We start from the raw sequence: 24,842 nt of genomic DNA, 5'->3' as shown, positions 1-24,842 counted from the left end.
TCAATTAGTCGTACGGTGTTGGGTTCTGCGATGTGGAGTGCTGCCGGGCGTTGTGCTCGGGGCCGGGCCCGCCTGGCAGTTCGGGCACCAGTAGGTGGGGCGCTCGCGGGAGCCGTCGCCCTGGCCGGCCGCGCGGATCGGGGTGGTGCAGCGCAGGCAGGGGCGGTTGGCGCGGGAGTACACGAAGAGGTCCTGGCCGCGGCGGCCCGTCGTGCTGCGGATCGGGCGGTCGCGGTTGGCTTCCAGGAGTTTCTTGGCGAGCAGGGGCAGTTGGGCGGTGTGCTCGGTGGGGAGTGCGCCGACGGGGAGCCAGGGCGTGACACGGAGCAGGAAGCAGAGCTCGCTCTTGTAGACATTGCCGATGCCGGCGAGGTTGCGCTGGTCCAGCAGGGCCTCGCCGAGGGGGCGGGCGGGATCGGTGAGCAGGTTGGCGAGGGCGCGGTCGGGGTCCCAGTCCGGGCCCAGGAGGTCGGGGCCCAGGTGGCCGACGGCGCGGTGTTCCTCGGTGGTGCGCAGGAGGTCCAGGACGGGGAGGCGGTAGCCGACGGCTGTGCGGGTGGCTGTGCCGGCGGGGCGGGTCTCGGTGGCGTCTGCCGCGTCGGGATCGGGGGTGGCGGGGCCGACGGAGGCAGCGGTGAGGACTATGCGGATCTGGTGGGCGGGGCCGCCTGTCCAGCGCTGCTGGTCGGCGTACACCTTCCAGGAGCCTTCCATGCCGAGGTGCGAGTGGATGGTGAGGCCGCCCTCGATGCGGGTGAGGAGGTGTTTGCCGCGTGCGATGACGTCCAGGACGGTGCGGCCCGTGAGGTCCACCGTGGCGTACTTCGGTACCCGGAAGTCGGTGCGGGTCAGCGTCTTGCCCGCGAGGGCGGTGTGCAGACGCTTCGCGGTTTGCCAGACCGTATCTCCTTCGGGCATGGGTCAAGGGTGGCATGCGGGGGTGGGGCCTGGGGGCGCTGGTCGGGTGCGGGTGCGGGTGCGGGTGCGGGTTCCTGTGCCTGTGCGGGGCTGGGTCTGGGGGAGGCGGGGTCGGGGCTGGGGCGCGTGTGCGTCTGCGTCTGCGTGGGTTGGGTGTGCGGCGTGGGGCGGCGGGTGACGGTGGTCCGGGGGACGGCTGTCCGGGGCGGTGCGGGTCAGGCGCGTAGGCGAAGGCCTCTGGGGGTCGCGATGAAGCCCGCTCCTTCCAGGAGGGTGCCGATGGGGGAGGTCAGGGCCGCGGCGCCGTTCACGCGTTCCACCGTGACCGTGCCGAGGGAGCCCGCTCGGGCGGCTGTGGCGAGGGCCTCGGCTGCCGTGTGCAGGCGGGGGTCGTCGGTGGGGTCGATGTCCGGGGCCGAGGGCCAGGCCAGCAGGGTTTTGCCGCCGCGTTCCATGTAGAGGGTGAGTTCGCCGTCGACGAGCACGACCAGGGAGCCTGCCTTGCGGCCCGGTTTGTGGCCGGCGCCGGTGGGAGGCTCGGGCCAGGCGAGGGCTGCGCCGTATGCGTTCGCGGGGTCGGCGGCGGCGAGGACGACGGCTCGGGTGTCGGGGCCGGGGCCGGGGCGGTTGCGGCGGGAGGCGAAACCGGGGCCGGATCCGGGGCTGGAACCGTACGGGGTGCCGCCGTTGTGCCACACGGGGGCATGTCCGGTGCGCTGGTCGTCCTGGGGGGCGAGATCGCGAGGGGAGACCCACTCGCTCGGGCCGAGGTGGGCGTCCAGGAAGTCGTGGTCGAGGTCGGGGATGTCGTAGGTGGGGGTGCCGTCGGGGTTGTCGTGGTCGGGGTTGTCGTGGGAGCGGGGGGCTTCAGAAGTGCCGAAGTCATCGGCTGTGCCGTGATCGTCGGCTGTGCCGGTGGTGCCAGGGCCGTAGGTGCCGAGGGCTGCGGGGCCGCCGGGTGGGGCGAAGGTGTCGGGGGTGACCGGGCCGGGCAGGTCCTCGCCTCGGTCGCGGGCGTTGGACACCGCGCGGAGGCGGTCCACCGCGCCGTCCATGGCGAACTGGGCGGCGCCGAGACCTTCGACCACGTAGCCGCGTCGTGCCTGGCCGCTCTCCTCGAAGGCGGACAGGATGCGGTACGTCGCCGAGAAGCCGCCCTCGACGCCCTCGGCGGTGACCGCTCCCCGGGTCACGACGCCGTGCCGGTCGAGGAGGGTGCGGGCGAGGGCGTGGGCGCGGACGGTGGGGTCGGGTTCGTGTGCCGGCAGCAGGGACCAGCGGCCGGCGACCGTCGGGGGGCCGGTGCGGGAGGCGGGGCGGGCGGCGGAGGTGAGGGAGCCGTAGCGTCCTCGGGGGATGGTGCGCTTGGCGCGGTGGGCCGTGGAGCCGGCGGTGCGGCCCGAGCCCAGCAGGGAGCGCATGGGGGCGAGTGTGTCGTTGGTGAGGCGGCCCGACCAGGCCAGTTCCCAGAGGGCGTCGGCGAGTTGGGGGTCGGTGGCGTCGGGGTGGGTGGTGGCGCGGATCTGGTCGGCGATCTGGCGGAAGAACAGGCCGTAGCCGCCGGAGAGGGTGTCCAGGACGGACTGGTGCAGCGCCGTGAGCTCCAGAGGGTGGGGTTGCGGCAGAAGCAGGGGGGCCGCGTCCGCCATGTAGAGGGAGACCCAGCCGTCCTTGCCGGGGAGTGAGCCCGCGCCGGCCCAGACGACCTCGCCGGCTGCCGTGAGCTCGTCGAGCATCGCGGGGGTGTAGCCGGCGACGCGGGACGGCAGGACGAGCTTCTCCAGGGCGGACGCGGGCACGGACGCGCCCTGCAACTGCTCGATGGCGCGCACCAGTCCGTCGATGCCGCGCAGCCCGTGGCCCTTGCCGATGTGCTGCCACTGCGGCAGGAACTGCGCGAGCGCGGTCGGTGGCACCGGCTCCAGTTCGTGCCGCAGGGCGGCCAGGGAGCGGCGGCGCAGGCGACGCAGGACCCCCGCGTCGCACCACTCCTGGCCGATGCCGGCCGGGTGGAACTCGCCCTGGACGACCCGCCCGCTCGCCGCCAGCCGCTGGAGGGCGCCGTCCGTGATGGCCACGCCCAGGCCGAAGCGGGCTGCTGCCGTGGCGGAGGTGAACGGGCCGTGGGTGCGGGCATGGCGCGCGAGGAGGTCGCCGAGGGGGTCCTTCACGGGCTCGGTGAAGGCTTCGGGGACGCCGACCGGCAGGGCTGTGCCGAGCGCGTCGCGCAGACGGCCCGCGTCCTCGATGGCCGCCCAGTGGTCGGTGCCGGCGATGCGGACCTTGATGACGCGGCGGGCGGCGGCCAGCTCCTGCGCCCAGTGCGGTTCGGCTCCGCGCTCGGCCAGCTCGGCGTCGGTGAGCGGGCCGAGTAGGCGCAGGATGTCCGCGACGCCCTCGGCGTCCTTGACGCGGCGGTCCTCGGTGAGCCGCTGGAGCTCCCGCTCCAGCTCGGTCAGCACCTCGGCGTCGAGCAGCTCGCGCAGCTCCGCCTGGCCGAGCAGCTCGGCCAGCAGCCGTGAGTCCAGCGACAGGGCGGCGGCGCGGCGCTCGGCGAGCGGGGAGTCTCCCTCGTACAGGAACTGGGCGACGTACCCGAAGAGGAGGGAGCGCGCGAAGGGGGACGGCTCGGGGGTGGTGACCTCGACCAGGCGCACCTTGCGGGATTCGAGGTCGCCCATCAGCTCGACGAGTCCGGGGACGTCGAAGACGTCCTGGAGGCACTCGCGGACCGCTTCCAGGACGATCGGGAACGAGCCGAACTCGCTGGCCACCTGGAGCAGTTGGGCGGCGCGCTGGCGCTGCTGCCACAGCGGGGTGCGCTTGCCGGGGTTGCGGCGCGGGAGCAGCAGTGCGCGGGCGGCGCACTCGCGGAAGCGGGACGCGAACAGGGCCGAGCCGCCGACCTGGTCGGTGACGAGCTGGTCGACGTCGCCCTTGTCGAAGACGACGTCCGCCGCGCCGACGGGCGCCTGGTCGGCGTCGTACTCCGTGCCGGCTTTTCGCGGTTCCTGATCCAGGAGGTCCAGGCCCATGAGGTCGGCGTCGGGCAGGCGCAGCACGATGCCGTCGTCGGCGTGCATGACCTGCGCGTCCATGCCGTACCGCTCGGAGAGCTTCGCGCCGAGGGCGAGGGCCCAGGGGGCGTGGACCTGGGCGCCGAAGGGGGAGTGCACGACGACGCGCCAGTCGCCGAGCTCGTCGCGGAAACGCTCGACGACGATCGTGCGGTCGTCCGGGACGTGGCCGCAGGCCTCGCGCTGCTCGTCGAGATAGGAGAGGACGTTGTCCACCGCCCATGCGTCCAGGCCCGCGGCGAGCAGGCGCAGACGGGCGTCCTCCTTGGGCAGCGAGCCGACCTCGCGCAGGAACGCGCCCACCGCGCGGCCCAGTTCGAGCGGGCGGCCCAGCTGGTCGCCCTTCCAGAAGGGCAGGCGGCCCGGTACGCCGGGGGCGGGGGAGACCAGGACGCGGTCGCGCGTGATGTCCTCGATGCGCCAGGAGCTAGTGCCGAGCGTGAAGACGTCGCCGACGCGGGACTCGTAGACCATCTCCTCGTCCAGTTCGCCGACCCGGCCGCCGCCCTTCTTGGGGTCTGAGCCGGCGAGGAAGACTCCGAAGAGGCCGCGGTCGGGGATCGTCCCACCGGAGGTGACGGCGAGGCGCTGGGCGCCGGGGCGGCTGGTGATCGTGCCGGCGATGCGGTCCCACACCACGCGCGGGCGGAGTTCGGCGAAGGCGTCGGACGGGTAGCGGCCGGCGAGCATGTCGAGGACCGCGGTGAATGCGGACTCGGGGAGGGACGCGAAGGGGGCGGCCCGGCGGACGGTGGCGAGGAGGTCGTCGAACTGCCAGGTGTCCATCGCCGTCATGGCGACGACCTGCTGGGCGAGGACGTCCAGGGGGTTGGCGGGGACCCTGAGGGACTCGATGGCGCCGGTGCGCATGCGTTCGGTGACGACCGCCGACTGGACCAGGTCGCCGCGGTACTTCGGGAAGACCACGCCGGTGGAGACTGCGCCGACCTGGTGTCCCGCGCGGCCGACGCGTTGGAGACCGGAGGCCACGGAGGGCGGTGATTCGACCTGGACGACGAGGTCGACGGCGCCCATGTCGATGCCCAGTTCGAGGCTGGAGGTGGCTACGACCGCGGGGAGGCGGCCCGCCTTGAGGTCCTCCTCGACCAGGGCGCGCTGTTCCTTGGAGACCGAGCCGTGGTGGGCTCGGGCGATCACCGGGGGCGCGCCCTGGGCCGCGCCGGAGCCGCCCATGAGTTCGGCCGGGGCGTGGTGCTCGTCCAGGGTTTCGCCGGTGGCGCGCTCGTAGGCGATCTCGTTGAGGCGGTTGCAGAGGCGTTCCGCGAGGCGGCGGGAGTTGGCGAAGACGATAGTGGAGCGGTGGGACTGGACCAGGTCAGTGATGCGTTCCTCGACGTGGGGCCAGATCGAGGGGCGTTCCTTGCCTTCGGAGCCGTCTGCCACCGGGGAGCCGCCGAGCTCACCGAGGTCTTCTACCGGGACCACGACCGAGAGGTCGAACTCCTTGCCCGACTTCGGCTGGACGATCTCCACCCTGCGGCGGGGTGAGAGGTAGCGGGCGATCTCGTCGACCGGGCGGACGGTCGCGGAGAGGCCGATGCGGCGGGCCGGCTTCGGCAGGAGCTCGTCCAGGCGCTCCAGGGTGAGCGCGAGATGGGCGCCGCGCTTGGTGCCCGCCACCGCGTGGACCTCGTCCAGGATCACCGTCTCGATGCCGGTCAGGGCGTCGCGGGTGGCCGACGTCAGCATCAGGAACAGGGACTCGGGGGTGGTGATCAGGATGTCCGGGGGGCGGGTCGACAGGGCTCGGCGCTCTGCGGCGGGGGTGTCGCCCGAGCGGATGCCGACCTTCACCTCTGGTTCGGGGAGGCCCAGACGTACGGATTCCTGGCGGATGCCGGTCAGGGGGCTGCGAAGGTTGCGCTCGACGTCTACGGCGAGGGCCTTGAGGGGGGAGACGTAGAGGACTCGGCAGCGTTTCTTGGGATCGGCCGGTGGGGGTGTGGAGGCCAGCTGGTCCAGGGCGGCGAGGAAGGCGGCCAGGGTCTTGCCGGAGCCGGTGGGGGCTACGACCAGCACGTCCGAGCCCTCGTTGATGGCCTGCCACGCTCCTGCCTGGGCTGCGGTGGGCGCGGAGAAGGCGCCCGTGAACCAGCCGCGGGTCGCGGGAGAGAAGCCGGCTAGGGCTCGGTGCGGATTGCTGACCATGCGTCCATCCTGCACCCGAGGACTGACAACGGGACTGAGCTGGTAAAACGCCCTTTTCCGGGGTTGTGCCAGGCGCCGTGGACGCACAGGTCGCCGGCCTGCCGCCGTCGCTGAGAATGGGGGGTATGGCAGGTTCGGGTGAACGGGCGCGGCATTGGCGGTATGCCGAGTTGCCGGGTGTGGATCTGCTGCGGGCCCGGTACGTCCGGAAGAGGTTCGTGCGGCATACCCATGAGAGCTTTGTGATCGCTGCCATCGAGGACGGGGTGGAGGTCTTTCACTGTCGGGGGGCCGATCAGTACGCGGGGGCCGGTGCGCTCGCGCTGGTCAATCCGGACACGGCGCACACCGGGCGGGCGGGGGTGCCCGAGGGGTGGCGGTACGGGGCCGTGTATCCGTCGCCGGAGGTGGTGGCCGGGATCGCGGCCGAGACCACCGCGATTCGGGGGACGCCGGGGTTTGTCAGGCCGGTCGCGGATGACCCGTACACCATGGGGCTGGTGCATCAGGTGCTGCGGGCTGCGGGCTGCGGACGAAGGCAATGCGCTGGCCGCCGACACACTGCTGCGGGTCGCCGTGACTCGGTTGCTGCGGTTGAACGGCGGGGCCCTGCCGCAGCGGGAGGTGCGCACGGCGGGTGAGCGGATCGCGGCACGCGCGCGTGAGGTGCTGGAGGGACGGATGACCGAGCCGCCGAGTCTGGAGAAGCTGGCTTCCGATCTCGGAACCGGCCCGTTCGCTCTGCTGCGGGCGTTTCGGGACCTGTACGGGATACCGCCGCATGCCTGGCTGACCGATGCGCGGGTACGCCGGGCTCGGCTGCTGTTGGACGCGGGGCGTTCGCCCGCGGAAGCGGCCGTTGCCGTGGGATTCACTGATCAGCCGCATCTGAACCGGCACTTCACACGGATCGTCGGTGTGCCGCCGGGGGCTTATCAGCGCGAGCGCAAGAACGTACAAGACGCGTGACAGGGGCTGTCCTAGCGTCGCAGGCGTGTCAGAACAGAGAACTCTCACAGATCGCCGGACCGACGGAGGAGGCAAGCCCGACGGGGCTGTCGTACGGGACGGCCTGGGCGTAGGAGTCGCCGTCGGGCTGTCCGGGTTCGCCTTCGGGGTGACGTCGGCGGGCAGTGGGCTCACGCTCGCGCAGACCTGTGCGCTCAGCCTGCTGGTGTTCACCGGGGCGTCGCAGTTCGCGCTGGTCGGGGCGCTCGCGGCCGGTGGCAGCCCGTTGACCGCGGCCGCCGGGGCCTTCTTTCTCGGAGTGCGCAACGCGTTCTACGGGCTGCGGCTGTCGCAATTGCTGCGCCTCACGCGCGCGGTGCGGCCGTTCGCCGCGCAGTGGGTGATCGACGAGACGGCGGCTGTCGCACTGGCGCAGCCGACGCGGCGCAGTGCGCGGATCGGGTTCCTGGTGACCGGGCTCAGCCTGTATGTGCTGTGGAATCTCACGACACTGCTCGGCGGTCTGGGCGCCGAGGCCATCGGTGACACCGATGCCTGGGGGCTCGATGCGGCAGGGCCCGCCGTGTTCCTGGCGTTGCTCGCGCCGATGCTGACGTCCACGACCGAGCGTGCCGTCGCCGGCCTCGCCGTGGTGCTGGGGCTCGGGTTGTTGCCCGTGCTGCCTGCCGGGGTGCCTGTTCTGGTGGCCGCCCTCGCGGCGCCGGCCGTGCTGTGCGCCCACGGGCGTCGCAGGGCAGACGTGCGGAAGGAAGAACGGTGAGCACCTGGATCGCGATCGGCGCCACCGCTCTCGGCTGCTACGCCGTCAAGCTGGTCGGGCTGCTCGTGCCCGCCGGTGCTCTTGAGAGGCCCGTCGTGCGGCGTCTTGCCGCGCTGCTGCCCGTCGCGCTCCTCGCCGCGCTCACGGCTCAGCAGACGTTCGGTGACGGGCATGCGCTGGTGCTGGACGCGAGGGTGGCCGGGGTCGCCGCGGCTGCTGTCGCCCTCGTCCTGCGGGCCCCGTTCCTGCTCGTCGTCACGGTGGCCGTGGTGGTGACGGCGGGGGTGCGGGCCATGGGCGGGTGAGGCTCGTCAGCCGATGTGGCGGCCGTACGCCCTGAGCGTGCGCAGCGCCTCGATCGTCACCATGGGGCGTGCCTCCAGGGCGGTGCCCGGCGCCCACTGGCGCCAGCGGACCGGCCAGCCGCCGTCCTCCTGCTGCTCGCCGGCCAGATGGTCCAGGGAACGGCTCATCTCGTCGTCCGTGAACCACGCGCGCGCGAGGGAGCGCGGTGTCCTCGCGTAGTCGTGCGGGAAGTGGTGCTCGGCGGGGGCGTAGCCGGGGGAGACCGGGTACACGTCGAGTTTTTCCGGCTCCAATACCGCCAGGCGCTGCTCGCGTACCAGACGGCCCAGGCGGTCGGCAGCCGCCTGCGCGCGCGTGCGGTCGGGAGCGGAGTCCAGGAAGGCCACGGCGGCCTCGATCTCGTAGGGATGGGACTTCTCCAGGGACTCGACCGCCTGCCAGCAGAAGTCCGTGGCCCGGAACAGCCAGGCGTGCCACACGTCGTTGCGGTGCAGCAGGCCGACCACCGGTCCGGTGGCCAGGAGCGCGCTGGGCGGGTCGTCCACGATCGGGATGAACGGGGCCACGGGGTAGCCGCGCTGGCTGGGGTGGATCGTCGGGAGGGCGCCCTCCGGGGTGGAGACCGAGGTGAGGTAGCGGCACACGCGGTCCACGCGCTGTCCGCCGCAGCGCTCGACGGCGTCCAGGACGTGCAGGGCGTGACCGGTGTGCAGCGGCTGACTGACCGGGCCGCGCAGATCGGGCTCCAGGGCGTGGCCGTACCCGCCGTCCTCGTTGCGGTAGGCGTCCAATGCGGTCTCCACCGGGTCGGCGGCGCCGTTCAGGAAGTGGTACGCGAAGAGGCGCTGTTCGAGCACGCGCGCGGTGAGCCAGACGAACTGCTCGGCGCGGAACAGCGGGGGGTGCGACGAGGGCGTCGGACTCAGTGCAGAAGCTCCTGTTTCGGGCATGCGTCAGACCGTAGGGCGGAAAGCGGTCTCGACAAGCGGACCCGGCTCAGGCCCACTCTCAGGGGCGGGATACTGGACGCATGCGGTTGACGGTCTTCTGGCAGCGGATGGCGGACCACTTCGGTTCCGGGTACGCCGACACTTTCGCGCGCGATCACGTGATGGCGGAGCTGGGCGGGCGCACGGTGCACGAGGCGCTGGACGCCGGCTGGGAGGCGAAGGACGTGTGGCGCGTGGTGTGTGCCGTCATGAACATTCCGGGGGAAAGGCGCTGACCGGTCACGAAGATCGCAGGACGGCAGCCGGTTGTCGGTGCAGTGGGCGAGACTTGCCTCGTGGCACGCACTGACGAGACCGGGCAGCCCGCCCGGCACGGATCCCCGTTCGGCACGACGCCGCCCAACCCGCCGCCCGGCGAGGGCGGCGCAGGGCCGGGTGCCCGCATGCCGCGCTGGCTGCCGCGCGCCATGGTGCTCGCGCTGGCGCTCTTCGGCGCGTTCCAGCTGGGCAGCTGGGCCTTTCACCAGCTCACCGGGCTGCTGATCAACATCCTCATCGCGTTCTTCCTGGCGCTGGCAATCGAGCCCGCGGTGAGCTGGATGGCCTCGCGCGGCATGCGCCGAGGGCTGGCCACGGCCGTTGTCTTCCTCGCCGTGATCATCGTGTCCGCCGGGTTCGTGACGCTGCTGGGCTCCATGCTCGCGGGCCAGATCATCAAGATCGTCGAGGACTTCCCGAACTACCTCGACTCCCTCATCAACTGGATCAACACGCACTTCCACACCGAACTGCGCCGCGTGGACGTCCAGGAGGGCCTGCTCCGTTCCGACTGGCTGCGCAATTACGTGCAGAACAGCGCCACCGGCGTGCTGGACGTGTCCGCGCAGGTTCTCGGCGGCCTCTTCCAACTGCTGACGATCACCCTGTTCTCGTTCTACTTCGCCGCGGACGGCCCCCGACTGCGCCGCGCCCTGTGCTCCGTACTGCCGCCCGCCAAGCAGGCCGAGGTGCTGCGCGCGTGGGAGATCGCCGTCAACAAGACCGGCGGCTACCTGTACTCGCGCGGCCTGATGGCGCTGATCTCCGGCATAGCCCACTACATCCTGCTGGAAAGCCTGGATGTGCCGTACGCGCCCGTGCTGGCCGTCTGGGTCGGTCTGGTCTCGCAGTTCATCCCCACCATCGGCACCTATCTCGCGGGCGCCCTGCCCATGCTGATCGCCTTCACGGTCGATCCCTGGTACGCGCTGTGGGTGCTGATCTTCGTCGTGGTCTACCAGCAGTTCGAGAACTATGTGCTCCAGCCCAAGCTGACCTCGAAGACCGTCGACATCCACCCCGCTGTCGCCTTCGGTTCGGTCATCGCCGGCACCGCCCTCCTCGGCGCGGTGGGCGCGCTGATCGCCATCCCTGCGGTCGCCACGCTGCAGGCGTTCCTGGGGGCGTATGTGAAGCGGTACGACGTCACGGACGATCCCCGTGTCCACGGGCACCGGGGAGGGGGAGCGGGGCGCAGCCTGTTCGCACGCGCGCGTGCGCTGTGGGGGCGACGGCCGGGGAAGGCGGGCTCGACGGATACGGGCAGCTCCGGGGAGAGCTCCTCCGCCTGAGGCGGTTCGGACCGCGAACGTAGTCTCGGAAGTGCCGGGTGGTGCGCTTGACACAAAAATCGAACATCCATTCTCATGAAGTCTCCGGCGAGACGCTCGGCGGGCACTTCGCCACGGTTTCGACAGAGAAATGCCCGAGTTATCCACAGGCCGGACGGGCGTCGGGGCGCATTGTCAGTGGCAGGCGTTAGCGTCTTTGACGTGAAGCGATCGACTCAAGCAAACCGGGTGGAACCCATGGCAGGAACCGACCGCGAGAAGGCGCTCGACGCCGCGCTCGCACAGATTGAACGGCAATTCGGCAAGGGCGCGGTCATGCGCCTGGGCGAGCGGCCGAACGAGCCCATCGAGGTCATCCCCACCGGGTCGACCGCGCTCGACGTCGCCCTCGGCGTCGGTGGCCTGCCGCGCGGCCGCGTGGTGGAGGTGTACGGACCGGAGTCCTCCGGTAAGACCACGCTGACCCTGCATGCGGTGGCCAACGCGCAGAAGGCCGGCGGTCAGGTCGCCTTTGTGGACGCGGAGCACGCCCTCGACCCCGAGTACGCGAAGAAGCTCGGCGTCGACATCGACAACCTGATCCTCTCTCAGCCCGACAACGGCGAGCAGGCGCTGGAGATCGTGGACATGCTGGTCCGCTCCGGTGCCCTCGACCTCATCGTCATCGACTCCGTCGCCGCGCTCGTCCCGCGCGCGGAGATCGAGGGCGAGATGGGCGACAGCCACGTCGGTCTGCAGGCCCGACTGATGAGCCAGGCCCTGCGGAAGATCACCAGCGCGCTCAACCAGTCCAAGACCACCGCGATCTTCATCAACCAGCTCCGCGAGAAGATCGGCGTGATGTTCGGTTCGCCGGAGACCACGACCGGTGGCCGGGCGCTGAAGTTCTACGCCTCGGTGCGTATCGACATCCGTCGCATCGAGACCCTGAAGGACGGCACGGACGCGGTCGGCAACCGCACCCGCTGCAAGGTCGTCAAGAACAAGGTCGCACCGCCCTTCAAGCAGGCCGAGTTCGACATCCTCTACGGCCAGGGCATCAGCCGCGAGGGCGGTCTGATCGACATGGGCGTGGAGCACGGCTTCGTCCGCAAGGCCGGCGCCTGGTACACGTACGAGGGCGACCAGCTCGGCCAGGGCAAGGAGAACGCGCGCAACTTCCTGAAGGACAACCCCGACCTGGCCAACGAGATCGAGAAGAAGATCAAGGAGAAGCTGGGCGTCGGAGTGCGCCCGGAGGAGCCGGCCGCCGAGCCGGGCGCGGACGCCGCGGTCTCCGCCACCCCGGACGACGCCGCGAAGGCGGTGCCCGCTCCGGTAGCGGCCAAGACCGCCAAGACCAAGGCCGCTGCCGCCAAGAGCTGATCGGTGACACGGCGAACGGACTGGGCCGAGTACGCCGCCTACCCGGACCCTCCGCGTAAGCGGGGGAGAGGCGGCGACACGGGCTCCTCCGGACCGGGCGGCTACGCCTACGGAGGGGACGCGACCGACGCGGCCCATGGCATGGACGGGGGGAACGACGGCACGGCGCCGTACGGCACGAGTGGGGCGTACGACGGGTACGGCGATGAGCCGGGCCCAGCGTATGACGACGGGTCGGGCCTGGCGTACGGCGACGGTGCGGGCTTGGCGTATGGCGACGAGCAGCGCCATGGCGCGGTGGAGGACGGCGAGGCGGGGTCGGAGGGCGGCTCGGTGCTCGGTGCCGGTGCGCCCGTTGGTGGCTCGCGTCGCGGTCGTGGCCGTGGCCGTGGCCGTGGTGAGGCTCGGGGATCGGATGGCTCGGGCGGCTCACGCGGGCGTCGTCGGCGCGGCCGCACGGAGCCGTCCGGTGAGGATGGAGGCGCCCCTGCCTCGTCGAGGGCCGGGACGGTGGCGCCCCCGGCGGACCCGGTGGAGCAGGCGCGGGCGATCTGTCTGCGTCTGCTCACCGGGACCCCGCGCACGCGGAAGCAACTCGCGGACGCCCTGCGCAAGCGGGAGATCCCGGACGACGCCGCCGAGGAGGTGCTGTCGCGGTTCGAGGAGGTCGGCCTCATCAACGACAGTGCGTTCGCGGACGCCTGGGTGGAGTCCCGGCACCACGGCCGAGGGCTGGCCCGACGTGCGCTCGCCCAGGAACTGCGGACGAAGGGCGTCGAGTCCACACTGATCGACGCGGCCGTAGCACAGCTCGACTCCGAGCAGGAAGAGACGACCGCACGCGAACTCGTCGCCCGCAAGCTCCGCTCCACCCGCGGCCTCGACCGCGACAAACGCCTGCGCCGCCTCGCGGGCATGCTCGCCCGCAAAGGCTACCCCGAGGGGATGGCACTGCGGGTGGTCCGGCAGGCACTGGAGGAAGAGGGCGAAGACACGGAGTTCCTCGGGGACGAGGGGTTCTGACCCCTGTGACGGGCCGGGCTTGGAGGCAGAGGGTTTGGTAGCCGAGGGCCTGGAAGCGGGCGAAGGTTCGCGAACGCAGGATTCCGGCCCTGGACACGGTGGACGCGCGGGGGCGCTCATCGCGTTCGGGGCCGGGGCGGGGTCGGTTCGGGGTGAGGGGGCGGTCGTAGGAGACGCGGGGGTGAGGCTCGGCGAGCCCGCGCGTGCCGCGCTACGTGGCCGCGACCGCGGTCAGCGGCGGTGGCAGCGTCATCGCCAGCCGCGAGTCTGACCGCCGTCGCGGGCGGTGAGGACGGAGACGAAGGCAAACGACGGAGATGACGGCAACGACGGAGATGACTACGGCCCCCCGTCAGAGATGAACTCAGTCCAGCCGCTAGCCCTCCGCCTCGACCTCCGCCCCGGCAACAGACCCCGCCCCAGAAGTCACCGGGAACCCTTCCGCGCGCCACCCCTGGAAGCCCCCGACGAGATCGGTGGCCCGGTGCAGCCCCAGTCGTTGTAGCGACTCGACCGCCAGGCTGGACGCGTAGCCCTCGTTGCAGATCACCACGACTCGCAGGTCGTGGCTCGTGGCCTCGGGGGCGCGATGGCTGCCCTGTGGATCGAGCCGCCACTCCAGTTCGTTGCGCTCGATGACGAGGGCACCGGGGATCAGGCCGTCCCGCTCGCGCAGGGCCGCATACCGGATGTCGACCAGCAGAGCCTCACCGTGCTGAGCAGCCTCGTAGGCCTCCCGCGGCTCGATCCGCACGTAGCCGGCTCGCACGCGCTCCAGCAACTCGTCGATACCGACCGGCTGTTCAGCCACGTCGGCCCTACCCGTCGACGGTGCCCTGTTCGCTTCGCTGCCGCGGATCGCGGGCTCGCTGACGTCGTGCGCGCCCGTCCTCAGCTCGCCCCGGCCGACCGCCACTTCACCCACACCGCTCACACCATTCAGACCGCTCACGCCGTCCTCCCCATTCACACCGCTCACTGCCAGTCCTCCGGCTGCTCCACCTGCTCCAACCGCAGGATCGGTCCGCTGCGACTGAAGCGGCGGATCTGTGGGAGAGGCGGGTAGTAGGCGTGGACGGAGATCGCGTGCCGGTCGGCGGATTCGTTGAGGACCTCGTGTACATGGTGACGGCCGAAGGAGCGGCCCTTGCCGGCCGGTAGGTGGCGCGAGCGGTCCACGTCGTCAGTCAGTTCCAGCGTCTTCCAGCCGTCGGCGGGCAGCCGGACGGCCAGGGAGTGCTCCCTGAGCTCACCGGCCGCCGTGACGAAGGCCCCGACGGATTCGGCGTGGTCGTGCCAGCCGGTGCCGGTTCCGGGCGGCCACCCGATGAGCCAGGCCTCGCTCCCGCCGGGGCCTTCGAGCCGTACCCAGGTACGGCCCTCGGGGTCGAGCGGAAGCGAGGCGATCAAGTCGGGGTCGGCGGCAGTACGCCGTACGAAGTCGAGAAGGTCCGCCTGCGACGGCGTGGACACCGGCGTCGAGGCCGGGGTGGACACCTGCTGAGAAGCGGCAACGGCGGCAGAAGGGACAGACACGGGCACCGTCCTGGAGAGAGTTCGCAAAGGGCCCGCGGGGCCACAGGCGACACGAGTGGCACGCGCGGGAAGAACGCGGGAAGAAATGGGGATGCGAATTCAGCAGGACGGGCGACACACGCAGCCCGCATAGCGGACAAGGTCCATATGGACCCTCCGCCACAGGCGCACACAGGTGTCGGTCACGATCCGGAGTAGACCATGCCGGTGCGAACCGGTCAACTCACCGTCACTATGCGGACCGCACAGTGACGGTGAGTGCCATGGCGAATGCCACTTCGGGCAGTTGCTGCGGCTTCCGTTTCCAGGTGAGTACGGCTTCCGTACGGCGGCGTCAGCGCGACCCGGCTGCCGCGCCGGCCTCCGCCGCCCTGGCCGTGGCCCCGGCCTGTGCCTTGCCCGGTCCGCCCAGTGTCGCCTCGGCCGCCGTGTACAGATCGGCCGGCCGGACGCCGCTCAATGCCGTCACCAGGTGCCCGTCGGGCCGCACCAGCAGAACCGTGTGGGCGGCCGCCCCCGGGTAGCTCTCCGCGACCAGCAACTCGGCCCGATAGGGCAACGCCGTCACGGCCGCCGCCAGCCGGGGCATGATCCCGGCGGTCGCCCAGTGCTTGCGGTCCCACACGCCCGTGCCCGGCGCGATCAGCAGGACCAGCAGCGCGCCGCGCCCGAGGCGGTCCCGCAGCCGTACGAAGGAGCCGTCCTCCGCGGTGACTCGCACGTCCATGACCTGCGCACCGCGCGGCGTGTCCACGGGGACCTCGCCCTCCAGGCGCTGGGGCGAGAGGGGCGAGTTGGCGTACGTGCCCGGCGCACCGATCGCGCCGTGCCCCAGGTGGCCGTCCATCAGCAGCGCGTCATGGCCCCGGCCGGAGCCGGGGACGACCGCGCGCAGCCCTCCGCCGCCGCGCAGCAGCGGCAGCGCCTGGTCGGCGGCGCGCAGCCGGGCGGCGACGACGGCGCGCCGCTCCGCCTGGTAGCTGTCGAGCAGCGCCTCGTGCGGCCCGTGGTGCCAGGCCGGCGCCAGCTTCCAGGCGAGGTTGTCGGCGTCCCGCAGCCCCTCGTCGAGGCCGTGTGTGCCGAGCGTGCCGAGACAGTGCGCCGCGTCCCCGGCGAGAAAGACGCGACCCACCCGCCAACGACGGGCCAGACGGTGGTGGACCGTGTGCACCCCGGTGTCGAGGAGTTCGTACGACGGGGTCGGCCCGCCGGTCCACCCGGCGAGGGTCTCCCGGACGTGGGTCACCAGCATCTCGGGTGTGACCAGGTCCTTGCTCGGCGGCAGCAGCCAGTCCAGACGCCACACCCCGTCCGGAAGCGGCCGTCCGGTGACCTCCCCGCCCGAAGGTCCGGCCGTCCGCCAGGGCGGCATCCGATGGAGCAACGCCCGACCACCCCACGGAAGTTCCGCCCGCAGCGCGGCCACGGCGTGTCGCTCCACCGCCGTACGGCCGGGGAAACGGATGTCCTGGAGCTTGCGGACCGTCGAGCGGGGGCCGTCGCAGCCGACCAGATAGCTGCCGCGCCACCAGGTGCCCTTGGGACCGCGGGTGTGGGCGGTGACGCCCGAGGGCTCCTGCTCTACGGCGTCCAGACGGCTGTCCACGGCGACCTTGACCAGCGGTTCGTCGGCGAGGGCCGCGCGCAGGGCGTTGGTCAGGACGTGCTGGGCGATGTGCAAGGGAGCGGGGTTCGTGCCGCCCTCGCCCCCTTCTGCGGCGTCGTCGAAAGTGACCTCGCGCATCACCTGCTTGCGCCGCATAGCCCGCCATCCGGCCCAACGGGCCCCGGCCTGGGCGAGCGGCACGCCCGTCAGGCGCTCCATCAGGGCGGCGGTGTCCTCGCGCAGGACGACGGTGCGTGCGAGGCGGGGCTCGTCCTTGCCGGGCCCCTCGTCGAGAACGACGGACGGCACCTCCTGGCGGGCCAGCGCCAGGGCGAGCGTGAGCCCGACGGGCCCCGCTCCGACGATGATCACCGGGTCCACGGCGCGGCGCCCCCTGCCCGCAGCGGTGTCCCGAAAGACGCAAGTGAACAGAAAGTTGGAGCAGGGTGCACGATCACAGAACGTATGCAACCTATTGCCGGTGCTTGCGTCAAGTGACGGCGACGCCGACAGTCAAGCGGTTGATCCAATGCTCCTGGGGGAGGCCGAACAGTCCGGGTTGGAGCCGCTGACTGTTTGGAGAGCTCACTCTTCCACGATTGAGCACCCTGCCCTTGCATCGTCGTAGCTGTAGGCGGCGAGGATCACTCGGGCCTGTGACGGGCTATCCGGTGCTGTGGACGAGACCGCCGCGTGGGCGCTACCTCGGTTGCAGAGTGAAGTCCTGTTCCTGGACGGCGTTCCGGGCTGTCGAGCCTCGCGCCAGCCACGCAACCTGAGCGGCGCGAACTCGGTTGGCGACGCCCAGCTTGGATCGTATTGCCCTTATGTGATCCTTGACCGTCTCGGGACTGATGAAGAGAAGTGAAGCGATTTCACGGTTGGACATGCCGCGGCTGAGAAGCTGTAGAACCTCGCGCTCCCTGCTGCTCAAATTCTTAACCCTCTCTTTGGCGGCCTGTTGTGATGGTGACGGTGTGGCTGCCAAATATTCTCCGATCATTGATTCGGAGATATCGGGCGACAAGGCATGGCAGCCGTTCGAGATCGCCGGAATTGCCCATGAAATGTGCTGGGCAAATGTTTTCCTCAGTAGAATTCCGGCGGCGCCCATCGCGAGTATTTGCCGGATTTCGTAGTCCTGTATTTCTCCGGCGATGACCAGCGTTGGGATTGTCGGGGCTGACTTTCTTGCGCGACGCAGGCTGTTGACGGAGTCGAGCTGGCGAGCGTGGCTGATGATGAGGATCTGAGGTCTAGTTTTTGTGACGATAGTTGGAAATGGCTGGGATTTGAGAATTGTATTGAGATCCTTTAGGAGTGAAGGATCGTCGCATCTCAATTCGATTCGCACATCGCACCCCGTTGAATTTTGCAATTTGCGAGAATTGCTGAGCGGCTGCTGGTCAGGCAGTCAATTGCCCATCCTCCCCTTTTTGGGCTATGGCGTCAAGATTCCGGCTCTCGGTTTTGGGATATTTGAGGGCTGCTTGAGGTGTGTCGGCGATTTCTGGCGGGTGCAGAGTCCTGTATGTCGTGAATGCTAGGTGTGATCATTTTTGGGTGGCGGTTGGGGATTCCCGATCTCTGGCCTGCGAAGTTCCGTGATTCGCCTGGGGAGAGGGCGGCGCGTATCCCCCTAGTGGGGGATACGGGACAGTGGGCTGCTCTGCTGTAATGACTGCCCGGTTCGACATCGGAGATGATCCGCATGCCTGAACGCGGAAAATGGACCAGGAATCGTGAACGGGGACGAATTTGCCAGTCTCAGAAAGTCGACCGCTGCGCTCCTTGGGGCGGCGCACTTCAATCGTAATGGCCGGCGCCGTGCTTGCTTCGTCGGTCGTGTTGACCGCCGCACCCTCTGCGGCGGCTGCTGGATGCACTTCGCCGAAGCTCAAGATCTGGTACGACTCGGATCAGTATGGGTCGTACCTGAAGGCGTGGTTTGAGACCAACTCGGGCTGCACAGCGAGAGTGCTCAACCTGCGAGGCCAGATCTTTTGCGACGTGGGGAAGGTGTACGACAAACGTGCCAAGGGGCGAGCGCCCATTGAAACGGAAATGAAAACTCTGCCACCCAAGAGCAAGTGTAAGAAGTTCGTCGCCAAGGGCGTGGTCAATTATTACGTCGGTGAAGACTTCGAGGACATGTGGACATGGAAGTATGGTGACTACCCGGCATGACCAGATGGCGTTCGGTCGCTGCTTCATGTGACGCAGTCCCTAACATGACCAAGGAGCTTCAGATGCCCCGAGCGCACACTAAGGCGCGCACGAGACTGGTTGTCCTCGGTACTTCCCTGGCGGTCATGACCAGCGCTTTCGCGGTGGCGCCCGCTGTGGCCGACGATGCCGATGCCATTTACCTCGGCACGCGCAAGGGTACCGTCAGTATGGGTGGTCATCTGAAGTGGGAGTACTCGGACAAGCAGTACCGCAGCCTGATGATGAGGAACACACGGAACCACTACTTTCGTGTGACCTACAAGGGGTGCCAGGAATGGAGGGTGCGTATCGCCGTGGCTCATCCCCAGGGCGGATATACCGAGGATGAGACCACCGTGGCGGGGTGCAACAAGACCGCTGTGGTGAGCACCATCGGCAAGCTGAATGCCAACGTCACCCTCGGCATCACTCTTTCCGTGAGTGGAGACACTCATAGTGTCTCGGTCAAGCCCGTCTGACCGACTGGCGCGGTACACCGGTAGAAAGTTCGGAGGGCAGTGGCGATCATGCCGCTGCCCTCCATTTGTTCCTTACCGTCTGACTAGCTCTGGGCACCGGTCCCGAAGCTGCCACCTACCGCAGCAGGGTTGAGTTCCTCCGTGTCCTCGGCGCTGAGAACCGCGCCCGTGCTCTTCTTGCTGCGCCTGAGCCTGCGCTCCAGCCAACTGGCGAAGCTCGTGAGGGCAAAGTTGATCACGACGAAGATCACGGCCACGACAGTAAAGCTGGCGATGGTGTTCGCGCCGTAGTACGAGCTCATCGGGCTCACGGCGGCGATCAGGTCGGGGAACGTGAGGACCGCGCCGCCCAGGGCAGTGTCCTTCACGATCACTACGAGCTGGCTGACGATCGCCGGCAGCATCGCGGTGACCGCCTGAGGGAGCAGGATTGACGTCATAGTCTGGGTCTTGCGCAGACCGATCGCATGCGCGGCCTCCGTCTGGCCCTTGGGGAGGGCCAGGATGCCGGCGCGAACGATCTCCGCGAGCACCGAGGCGTTGTAGAGCACCAGGCCGGTGACAACCGCGTACAGCGGGCGGTCGTCGGAGCTGACGTTCGTGTACTCGGAGTACAGAGCCAGGCCGAAGATCATCAGGATCAGTACCGGGATGGCACGGAAGAACTCGACGACGACTCCGGCGGGAATCCGGATCCAAGCATGGTCCGACATACGTGCGATGCCGAATACGGCGCCCAGCGGCAGCGCGATGATCATGGAGAGGGCTGCTGCGATCACCGTGTTCTTCAGGCCGGGCAGGATGTACGTGGTCCATGCCTCGCTGCCGGAGAAGAACGGCTTCCACTTCTCCCAGTCCAACTGGCCCTTGTCGTCGAGGCCCTTGTAGACCCACCACAAGACCCCGAACAGTGCAATCAGGAACAGCCCGGTGAAGAGGAGGTTGCGCCGCTTGGCCCGCGGCCCTTGGGCGTCGTACAGGAGGGCGCTCATCGCTTCACCGCCACCTTCTTGCCCACCCAGCCGAGGATCAGCCCGGTCGGCAGAGTCAGGCACACGAATCCGAACGCGAAGACAGCGGAGATCAGCAGGAGTTGTGCCTCGTTCTCGATCATTTCCTTCATCAGCAGGGCGGCTTCGGTCACACCGATCGCGGCGGCGACCGTAGTGTTCTTGGTGAGCGCGATCAGAACGTTGGTGAGTGGACCGACGACCGAACGGAACGCCTGCGGCAGCACGATCAGCATCAGGACCTGGGTGAAGCTCAAGCCGATGGCTCGGGCCGCCTCCGCCTGGCCGACCGGAACGGTGTTGATGCCGGAGCGGAGCGCCTCGCAGACGAACGCAGAGGTGTAGGCGATCAGACCGAGCACGGCGAGCCGGAAGTTGATGGAGTCGAAACTGTCCGTGCCCAGGGTGATGCCCAGGGTCTGATTGAGGCCCAGCGAGGTGAACAGAATGATCACCGTCAGCGGGATGTTGCGCACCACGTTGACGTACGCCGTGCCGAAGCCCCGCATCAGAGGTACCGGGCCGACGCGCATGGCGGCCAACAGGGTTCCCCAAACCAGGGAGCCAACAGCGGAGAGCAGGGTGAGCTGCACCGTCACCCAGAAGGCTCCCAGCAGGTCATAACCTTCAAGAAAGTCGAACACGATCTCCCGCGCTTCCGCGTGTGGATGGGGCTCGGTGCGCCGCCCCCGCGGACGGCGCACCCATCAGGCTGCTTCAGCTCTTGATGTCGCCGATCTTCGGCGCGGGCTCGTTCTGGTATTGCGCGGGACCGAAGTTCGCCTTCACGGCCGCGTCCCAGGACTTGTCGGCGACCATGTCCTCCAGGGCCTTGTCGATCTTGGCCTTGAGGTCGCTGCCCTTCTTGACGCCGATGCCGTAGTTCTCGTTGGTCATCTTGAAGCCGCCCAGCTTGAACTTGCCCTTGAACTGATCCTGGGAGGCGTAACCGGCCAGGATCGAGTCGTCCGTGGTCAGCGCGTCGATGGCCTTGTTCTGCAGACCCGTCAGACAGGCCGAGTACGTCGGGTACTTCAGGAGATCCGCATCGGGTGCCAGCTTCTCCTTCACGTTCTGCGCCGAGGTCGACCCCGTTACCGAGCACAGCTTCTTGCTGTTCAGGTCCTTCGGCGACTTGATCGAGCTGTCGTCGGCGCGGACCAGGACGTCCTGGTGGGCCAGCAGGTACGGGCCGGCGAAGTCGACCTTCTCCTGGCGCTCGGGGGTGATCGAGTAGGAGGCGGCGATGAAGTCGACGTCACCGCGCTGAAGCATGGTCTCGCGGTCGGCGCTCTTCGCTTCCTTCCACACGATCTGGTCCTCGGAGTACCCGAGCTTCTTGGCGACGTAGGTGGCGACGTCGACGTCGAAGCCTGAGTAGCCCTGCGGAGTCTTCTGGCCGACGCCGGGCTGGTCGAACTTGATGCCGACGGTGATCTTCTTGCCGCCGTCCGAGCCCGACCCACCCTCGTTGTCACCGTCACCGCCACCACACGCGGTGGCGGTGATGGAGAGAACGAGTGCAGCGGCGGCCGCGGCGGAGACCTTGCGGAGCTTCATGGTGAACATCCTTTGCGTGATGAAGAGATGCGTCCCGTCGGAGGGGTGTCCCTCCGAGGGCTGGATGACGCAGGTCGTCGGGTGCGTGAAGCAGTCCGTCAGTGGTGCAGGATCTTGGACAGGAAGTCCTTCGCACGGTCGCTGCGAGGGTTGCTGAAGAACTGGTCCGGCACAGCTTCTTCGACGATCTTGCCGTCCGCCATGAACACCACCCGGTTGGCGGCCGAACGGGCGAAGCCCATCTCATGGGTGACGACGATCATGGTCATACCGTCTCGGGCGAGCTGTTGCATGACCTCCAGGACCTCATTGATCATCTCCGGGTCGAGCGCCGACGTGGGCTCGTCGAAGAGCATGACCTTGGGGTCCATGGCGAGTGCCCGGGCGATGGCCACACGCTGCTGCTGACCGCCGGAGAGCTGTGCAGGGTACTTGTCCGCCTGAGTACCCACACCCACACGGTCCAACAGGGCGCGGGCCTTCTCCTCGGCCTTCTTCTTGTCGGCCTTGCGGACCTTGATCTGGCCCAGCATCACGTTTTCGAGCACGGTCTTGTGCGCGAACAGGTTGAAGGACTGGAAGACCATTCCGACGTCGGCACGCAGCTTGGCCAGCGCCTTGCCCTCCGCGGGCAGAGGCTTACCGTCGATGGCGATCGTGCCGGAGTCGATCGTCTCCAGGCGGTTGATGGTGCGGCACAGGGTGGACTTCCCGGACCCGGAGGGTCCGATGACCACGACGACCTCACCGCGGGCGATCGTCAGATCGATGTCCTGGAGTACGTGCAACGCGCCGAAGTGCTTGTTGACGTCTTTCAGGACGACCAGTTCGTCGGTCGCGGCCACGTCTTCCTTGGCCACCGATACTTCGGTCATCGCTCTCAGGCTCCGTCCTCCTCGGTTTCGGAGGACAGTAATAACCGTATCCGACCTGCGTCATTAGTTCTGAGGGGAATCTGAGCATCACGATCCGATAGCAATCGGACACGTGTCGTAGCACTTGTGGCCTGTGCGCGTACCGGCTGGATAACGGAAGCCGCCCGCAACCGGAACCTACTTGACGGCGTCGTCGTCCATCAGCGTGACTTCCATGGTGCACGCGCGCGTGCGCACGCACTGTGTAACCAGACGAATCGTACGGCCGATGAACTGAGGGAGGCCGGGATGAGACTCCTCCTCGTCGAGGACGACAACCATGTCGCAGCCGCGCTGTCCGCGGTCCTGGCGCGGCACGGTTTCGACGTCACGCACGCGCGTAGCGGCGAGGAGGCCCTTCAGGCGCTCGTCCCCGAGGGCAACGGCTTCGGTGTCGTCCTCCTCGACCTCGGCCTGCCCGACCAGGACGGATACGAGGTCTGCGGCAAGATCCGCAAGCGCACCAGCACCCCGGTGATCATGGTCACCGCGCGCTCCGACGTCCGTTCCCGCATCCACGGCCTCAACCTCGGGGCCGACGACTATGTGGTGAAGCCGTACGACACCGGAGAACTGCTCGCCCGGATCCACGCCGTCAGCCGGCGCAACGTCCAGGAGGACGCCGGGACGGGCGGCGACAGCGTGCTGCGCCTGGGCGCCGTACATATCGAGCTGCCCACTCGCCAGGTCAGCGTGGACGGTTCAGTTGTCCAACTGACGCGCAAGGAGTTCGATCTCCTCGCTCTGCTCGCCCAGCGCCCCGGGGTCGTCTTCCGTCGGGAGCAGATCATCAGCGAGGTGTGGCGCACGAGTTGGGAGGGGACCGGGCGCACTCTTGAGGTGCATGTGGCGTCCCTGCGCGCCAAGCTGCGCATGCCTGCGCTGATCGAGACCGTACGCGGCGTCGGCTACCGGCTCGTCGCCCCGGCCGCGTAGCGGGTAAGGGTGCGCACTCGTCTCCTCCCGCTGCTCATCGTCCTGATGGCGGCCGTGCTGCTCGCGCTCGGCGTCCCGCTCGCCGTCAGCCTGGCGTCGGCCCAGCAGCAGAAGGTGGTCGTCGACCGGATCGACGACACGGCGTATTTCGCGGCCATCGCAAGGCCCGCCGCGGATACGACCTCCGGATCCCGCGACGAGCTGCGCATCCTCAGCCGTGAGCTGGAGAACTACTACGAGGTCTACGGCATCCGGGCCGGCGTCTTCCTGCCCAATGACACGCCCCTGGCCAACGGGCCGACGACCTGGTTCCTGCCCGGGACCGGCGAGGTGCGCGAGGCCTTCGAGGAGTCGCTGCTCAGCCGGCGCAGCCATGACCCGCAGCAGGTGTGGCCCTGGCAGCAGGGCCATCTCGTCGTTGCCTCGCCGGTCATCCGGGACGGCGACGTCGTCGCGGTCGTCGTCACCGATTCGCCCACCGGGCAGATGCGTTCGCGGATCGTGGACGGCTGGCTGATCATCGGCGCGGGTCTGACGGCCGCGATGCTGGTGGCCGTCGGGGCCGCGCTCCGGCTGACCGGCTGGGTGCTCAGGCCGGTTCGGGTGCTGGACACCACCACGCACGCGATCGCGAGCGGGCGCCTGAAGACACGGGTCGCGGTTGCCAGTGGTCCGCCGGAACTCCGGCGGCTGGCCCGGTCGTTCAACGAGATGGCGGACAACGTCGAGGACGTGCTGGAGCAGCAGCGCGCCTTCGTCGCGGACGCCTCGCACCAGCTGCGCAACCCGCTCGCGGCGCTGCTGCTGCGCATCGAACTGCTCGCTTTCGAACTACCGGAGGGCAATGCGGAGATCGCCTCGGTCCAGGGCGAGGGCAAGCGCCTGGCCCAGGTTCTGGACGACCTGCTCGACCTCGCGCTGGCCGAGCACACCGAAGCCGACCTGCGGCTCACCGACATCGGCGCGCTGACCGACGAGCGCGTCGCGGCCTGGGCGCCGACCGCCGAGGCCAAGGGAGTACGGCTGGTGGGGGACTGCCCGGCCACGACCGCCTGGGCCGACCCGGTGGCGCTGTCCAGCGCGCTGGACGCGGTGATCGACAACGCGGTCAAGTTCACGCCGGAGGGCGAGCGGGTCGAGGTGACCGTGACCTTCAACGGCAGTGCGTCGACGATCGTGGTCGCCGACCACGGCCCCGGCCTCACCGACGAGGAACTCGCCCGCATCGGCGACCGCTTCTGGCGCAGCGGCCGGCACCAGAACATCAAGGGCTCGGGCCTGGGCCTGTCGATCTCGCGGGTGCTGCTCGCGGCGGGCGGGGGCTCCATCTCGTACGCCCGCAACGAACCGACCGGGCTCCGGGTGACGGTGACGGTGCCCCGGACGGCGCCGACGCAGTAGCCGGCGGGCCCAGCCCGTTGCCTACGGCTCTGCCGGGCTACAGCA

Annotated in this window: 22 protein-coding genes and 1 pseudogene; 11 read left to right on the top strand and 12 right to left on the bottom strand. The window is 69.2% G+C overall.

Annotated elements, in window-relative coordinates:
• Both POF73_RS36335 and POF73_RS36330 read right to left on the bottom strand, forming a co-directional pair.
• A complete protein-coding gene (locus POF73_RS36335) occupies nucleotides 1-918 on the bottom strand; it encodes a DNA-formamidopyrimidine glycosylase family protein (RefSeq protein WP_272123469.1) in 918 nt (305 codons plus the stop codon).
• 215 nt (nucleotides 919-1,133) lie between these two features.
• A complete protein-coding gene (locus tag POF73_RS36330; RefSeq protein WP_272123468.1) occupies nucleotides 1,134-6,164 on the bottom strand; it encodes an ATP-dependent helicase in 5,031 nt (1,676 codons plus the stop codon).
• Between the two features lie 125 nt (nucleotides 6,165-6,289).
• On the opposite strand from POF73_RS36330, the pseudogene POF73_RS36325 reads away from it, so the two are divergent.
• The 3 genes and pseudogenes from POF73_RS36325 (at nucleotide 6,290) to POF73_RS36315 (ending at nucleotide 8,198) form a co-directional block, all read left to right on the top strand.
• Nucleotides 6,290-7,246 (top strand): annotated as a pseudogene (locus POF73_RS36325) (AraC family transcriptional regulator).
• A complete protein-coding gene (locus tag POF73_RS36320; RefSeq protein WP_272123467.1) occupies nucleotides 7,159-7,893 on the top strand; it encodes an AzlC family ABC transporter permease in 735 nt (244 codons plus the stop codon). Before POF73_RS36325 ends, POF73_RS36320 begins: the two are co-directional and overlap by 88 nt.
• On the top strand, nucleotides 7,890-8,198 hold the full coding sequence (locus POF73_RS36315; protein ID WP_272123465.1) for an AzlD domain-containing protein: 309 nt from the start codon (nucleotides 7,890-7,892) through the stop codon (nucleotides 8,196-8,198). Before POF73_RS36320 ends, POF73_RS36315 begins: the two co-directional genes overlap by 4 nt.
• Nucleotides 8,199-8,204: 6 nt before the next feature.
• Here the strand turns inward: POF73_RS36315 and POF73_RS36310 are convergent, their stop codons facing one another.
• Nucleotides 8,205-9,149, bottom strand: coding sequence for a hypothetical protein (locus POF73_RS36310; protein ID WP_272123464.1), 945 nt, complete (start codon nucleotides 9,147-9,149; stop codon nucleotides 8,205-8,207).
• 80 nt (nucleotides 9,150-9,229) lie between these two features.
• On the opposite strand from POF73_RS36310, the gene POF73_RS36305 reads away from it, so the two are divergent.
• The 4 genes from POF73_RS36305 to recX all read left to right on the top strand — a co-directional run bounded on the left by POF73_RS36305 (nucleotide 9,230) and on the right by recX (nucleotide 13,147).
• A complete protein-coding gene (locus POF73_RS36305; RefSeq protein ID WP_272123463.1) occupies nucleotides 9,230-9,424 on the top strand; it encodes a DUF3046 domain-containing protein in 195 nt (64 codons plus the stop codon).
• Between the two features lie 60 nt (nucleotides 9,425-9,484).
• Nucleotides 9,485-10,759: an AI-2E family transporter gene (locus tag POF73_RS36300; protein ID WP_272123462.1), complete on the top strand. Its 1,275-nt coding sequence runs from the start codon at nucleotides 9,485-9,487 to the stop codon at nucleotides 10,757-10,759.
• Between the two features lie 237 nt (nucleotides 10,760-10,996).
• On the top strand, nucleotides 10,997-12,124 hold the full coding sequence (recA, locus tag POF73_RS36295) for a recombinase RecA (protein WP_334313644.1): 1,128 nt from the start codon (nucleotides 10,997-10,999) through the stop codon (nucleotides 12,122-12,124).
• Between the two features lie 3 nt (nucleotides 12,125-12,127).
• Nucleotides 12,128-13,147 (top strand): recombination regulator RecX, encoded by a 1,020-nt coding sequence (gene recX, locus POF73_RS36290; RefSeq protein WP_272123461.1) that lies wholly within the window; start codon nucleotides 12,128-12,130, stop codon nucleotides 13,145-13,147.
• A 376-nt stretch (nucleotides 13,148-13,523) separates the two neighbouring features.
• Here recX and POF73_RS36285 read toward each other — a convergent pair whose 3' ends face one another.
• From POF73_RS36285 to POF73_RS36270, 5 genes are all read right to left on the bottom strand, one after another.
• Nucleotides 13,524-14,006, bottom strand: coding sequence for a rhodanese-like domain-containing protein (locus POF73_RS36285; protein WP_443049696.1), 483 nt, complete (start codon nucleotides 14,004-14,006; stop codon nucleotides 13,524-13,526).
• A 116-nt stretch (nucleotides 14,007-14,122) separates the two neighbouring features.
• A complete protein-coding gene (locus POF73_RS36280) occupies nucleotides 14,123-14,644 on the bottom strand; it encodes a cysteine dioxygenase (protein WP_272123491.1) in 522 nt (173 codons plus the stop codon).
• Between the two features lie 138 nt (nucleotides 14,645-14,782).
• The gene (locus POF73_RS46085; protein WP_309544753.1) at nucleotides 14,783-14,854 is read right to left on the bottom strand and encodes a putative leader peptide; all 72 of its coding nucleotides are present in this window, start codon (nucleotides 14,852-14,854) and stop codon (nucleotides 14,783-14,785) included.
• A 163-nt stretch (nucleotides 14,855-15,017) separates the two neighbouring features.
• Nucleotides 15,018-16,670 carry an FAD-dependent monooxygenase gene (locus tag POF73_RS36275; protein ID WP_272123459.1) on the bottom strand — a complete coding sequence of 551 codons (1,653 nt, stop codon included), beginning with the start codon at nucleotides 16,668-16,670 and terminating at the stop codon, nucleotides 15,018-15,020.
• A gap of 319 nt (nucleotides 16,671-16,989) precedes the next feature.
• Nucleotides 16,990-17,643, bottom strand: a complete 654-nt coding sequence (locus POF73_RS36270; protein WP_272123457.1) for a response regulator transcription factor — start codon at nucleotides 17,641-17,643, stop codon at nucleotides 16,990-16,992.
• Between the two features lie 461 nt (nucleotides 17,644-18,104).
• Between POF73_RS36270 and POF73_RS36265 the strand changes: the two genes are divergently transcribed.
• Entirely contained in the window at nucleotides 18,105-18,476 is a 372-nt protein-coding gene (locus tag POF73_RS36265) for a hypothetical protein (RefSeq protein ID WP_272123454.1), read from the top strand.
• A gap of 125 nt (nucleotides 18,477-18,601) precedes the next feature.
• Nucleotides 18,602-18,976, top strand: a complete 375-nt coding sequence (locus tag POF73_RS36260) for a hypothetical protein (protein WP_272123452.1) — start codon at nucleotides 18,602-18,604, stop codon at nucleotides 18,974-18,976.
• An 83-nt stretch (nucleotides 18,977-19,059) separates the two neighbouring features.
• Here POF73_RS36260 and POF73_RS36255 read toward each other — a convergent pair whose 3' ends face one another.
• The 4 genes from POF73_RS36255 to POF73_RS36240 all read right to left on the bottom strand — a co-directional run bounded on the left by POF73_RS36255 (nucleotide 19,060) and on the right by POF73_RS36240 (nucleotide 22,421).
• Nucleotides 19,060-19,968, bottom strand: coding sequence for an amino acid ABC transporter permease (locus POF73_RS36255; RefSeq protein WP_272123449.1), 909 nt, complete (start codon nucleotides 19,966-19,968; stop codon nucleotides 19,060-19,062).
• On the bottom strand, nucleotides 19,965-20,630 hold the full coding sequence (locus POF73_RS36250; protein WP_272123447.1) for an amino acid ABC transporter permease: 666 nt from the start codon (nucleotides 20,628-20,630) through the stop codon (nucleotides 19,965-19,967). The genes POF73_RS36255 and POF73_RS36250 overlap by 4 nt, the downstream gene beginning before the upstream one ends.
• 73 nt (nucleotides 20,631-20,703) lie before the next feature.
• On the bottom strand, nucleotides 20,704-21,546 hold the full coding sequence (locus tag POF73_RS36245; RefSeq protein WP_272123444.1) for a glutamate ABC transporter substrate-binding protein: 843 nt from the start codon (nucleotides 21,544-21,546) through the stop codon (nucleotides 20,704-20,706).
• A gap of 98 nt (nucleotides 21,547-21,644) precedes the next feature.
• Complete coding sequence (locus POF73_RS36240; protein WP_272123441.1) at nucleotides 21,645-22,421, bottom strand: amino acid ABC transporter ATP-binding protein; 777 nt, start codon at nucleotides 22,419-22,421, stop codon at nucleotides 21,645-21,647.
• Nucleotides 22,422-22,709: 288 nt separating this feature from the next.
• Here POF73_RS36240 and POF73_RS36235 point away from each other — a divergent pair, with 288 nt between their 5' ends.
• Together POF73_RS36235 and POF73_RS36230 are read left to right on the top strand one after the other, a co-directional pair.
• Nucleotides 22,710-23,396, top strand: a complete 687-nt coding sequence (locus POF73_RS36235; protein WP_272123438.1) for a response regulator transcription factor — start codon at nucleotides 22,710-22,712, stop codon at nucleotides 23,394-23,396.
• Nucleotides 23,397-23,405: 9 nt separating this feature from the next.
• Nucleotides 23,406-24,797 (top strand): sensor histidine kinase, encoded by a 1,392-nt coding sequence (locus tag POF73_RS36230; protein ID WP_272123435.1) that lies wholly within the window; start codon nucleotides 23,406-23,408, stop codon nucleotides 24,795-24,797.
• The last annotated feature ends 45 nt before the right edge of the window (nucleotides 24,798-24,842 follow it).

This window comes from Streptomyces sp. HD, assembly GCF_028369295.1.
Lineage (GTDB): Bacteria > Actinomycetota > Actinomycetes > Streptomycetales > Streptomycetaceae > Streptomyces.
The sequence above is the reverse complement of the archived record's forward strand: the minus strand, read 5'-3'. Positions and strand labels throughout refer to the sequence as shown.

Bases quoted from the DNA above. Each gene is read 5' to 3' on its own strand.
- POF73_RS36335 (WP_272123469.1), bottom strand. From the start codon at position 918: ATGCCCGAAGGAGATACGGTCTGGCAAACCGCGAAGCGTCTGCACACC.
- POF73_RS36330 (WP_272123468.1), bottom strand. From the start codon at position 6,164: ATGGTCAGCAATCCGCACCGAGCCCTAGCCGGCTTCTCTCCCGCGACC.
- POF73_RS36310 (WP_272123464.1), bottom strand. From the start codon at position 9,149: ATGCCCGAAACAGGAGCTTCTGCACTGAGTCCGACGCCCTCGTCGCAC.
- POF73_RS36305 (WP_272123463.1), top strand. From the start codon at position 9,230: ATGCGGTTGACGGTCTTCTGGCAGCGGATGGCGGACCACTTCGGTTCC.
- recA (WP_334313644.1), top strand. From the start codon at position 10,997: ATGGCAGGAACCGACCGCGAGAAGGCGCTCGACGCCGCGCTCGCACAG.
- POF73_RS36265 (WP_272123454.1), top strand. From the start codon at position 18,105: ATGGCCGGCGCCGTGCTTGCTTCGTCGGTCGTGTTGACCGCCGCACCC.
- POF73_RS36260 (WP_272123452.1), top strand. From the start codon at position 18,602: ATGACCAGCGCTTTCGCGGTGGCGCCCGCTGTGGCCGACGATGCCGAT.
- POF73_RS36255 (WP_272123449.1), bottom strand. From the start codon at position 19,968: ATGAGCGCCCTCCTGTACGACGCCCAAGGGCCGCGGGCCAAGCGGCGC.
- POF73_RS36245 (WP_272123444.1), bottom strand. From the start codon at position 21,546: ATGAAGCTCCGCAAGGTCTCCGCCGCGGCCGCCGCTGCACTCGTTCTC.
- POF73_RS36240 (WP_272123441.1), bottom strand. From the start codon at position 22,421: ATGACCGAAGTATCGGTGGCCAAGGAAGACGTGGCCGCGACCGACGAA.
- POF73_RS36235 (WP_272123438.1), top strand. From the start codon at position 22,710: ATGAGACTCCTCCTCGTCGAGGACGACAACCATGTCGCAGCCGCGCTG.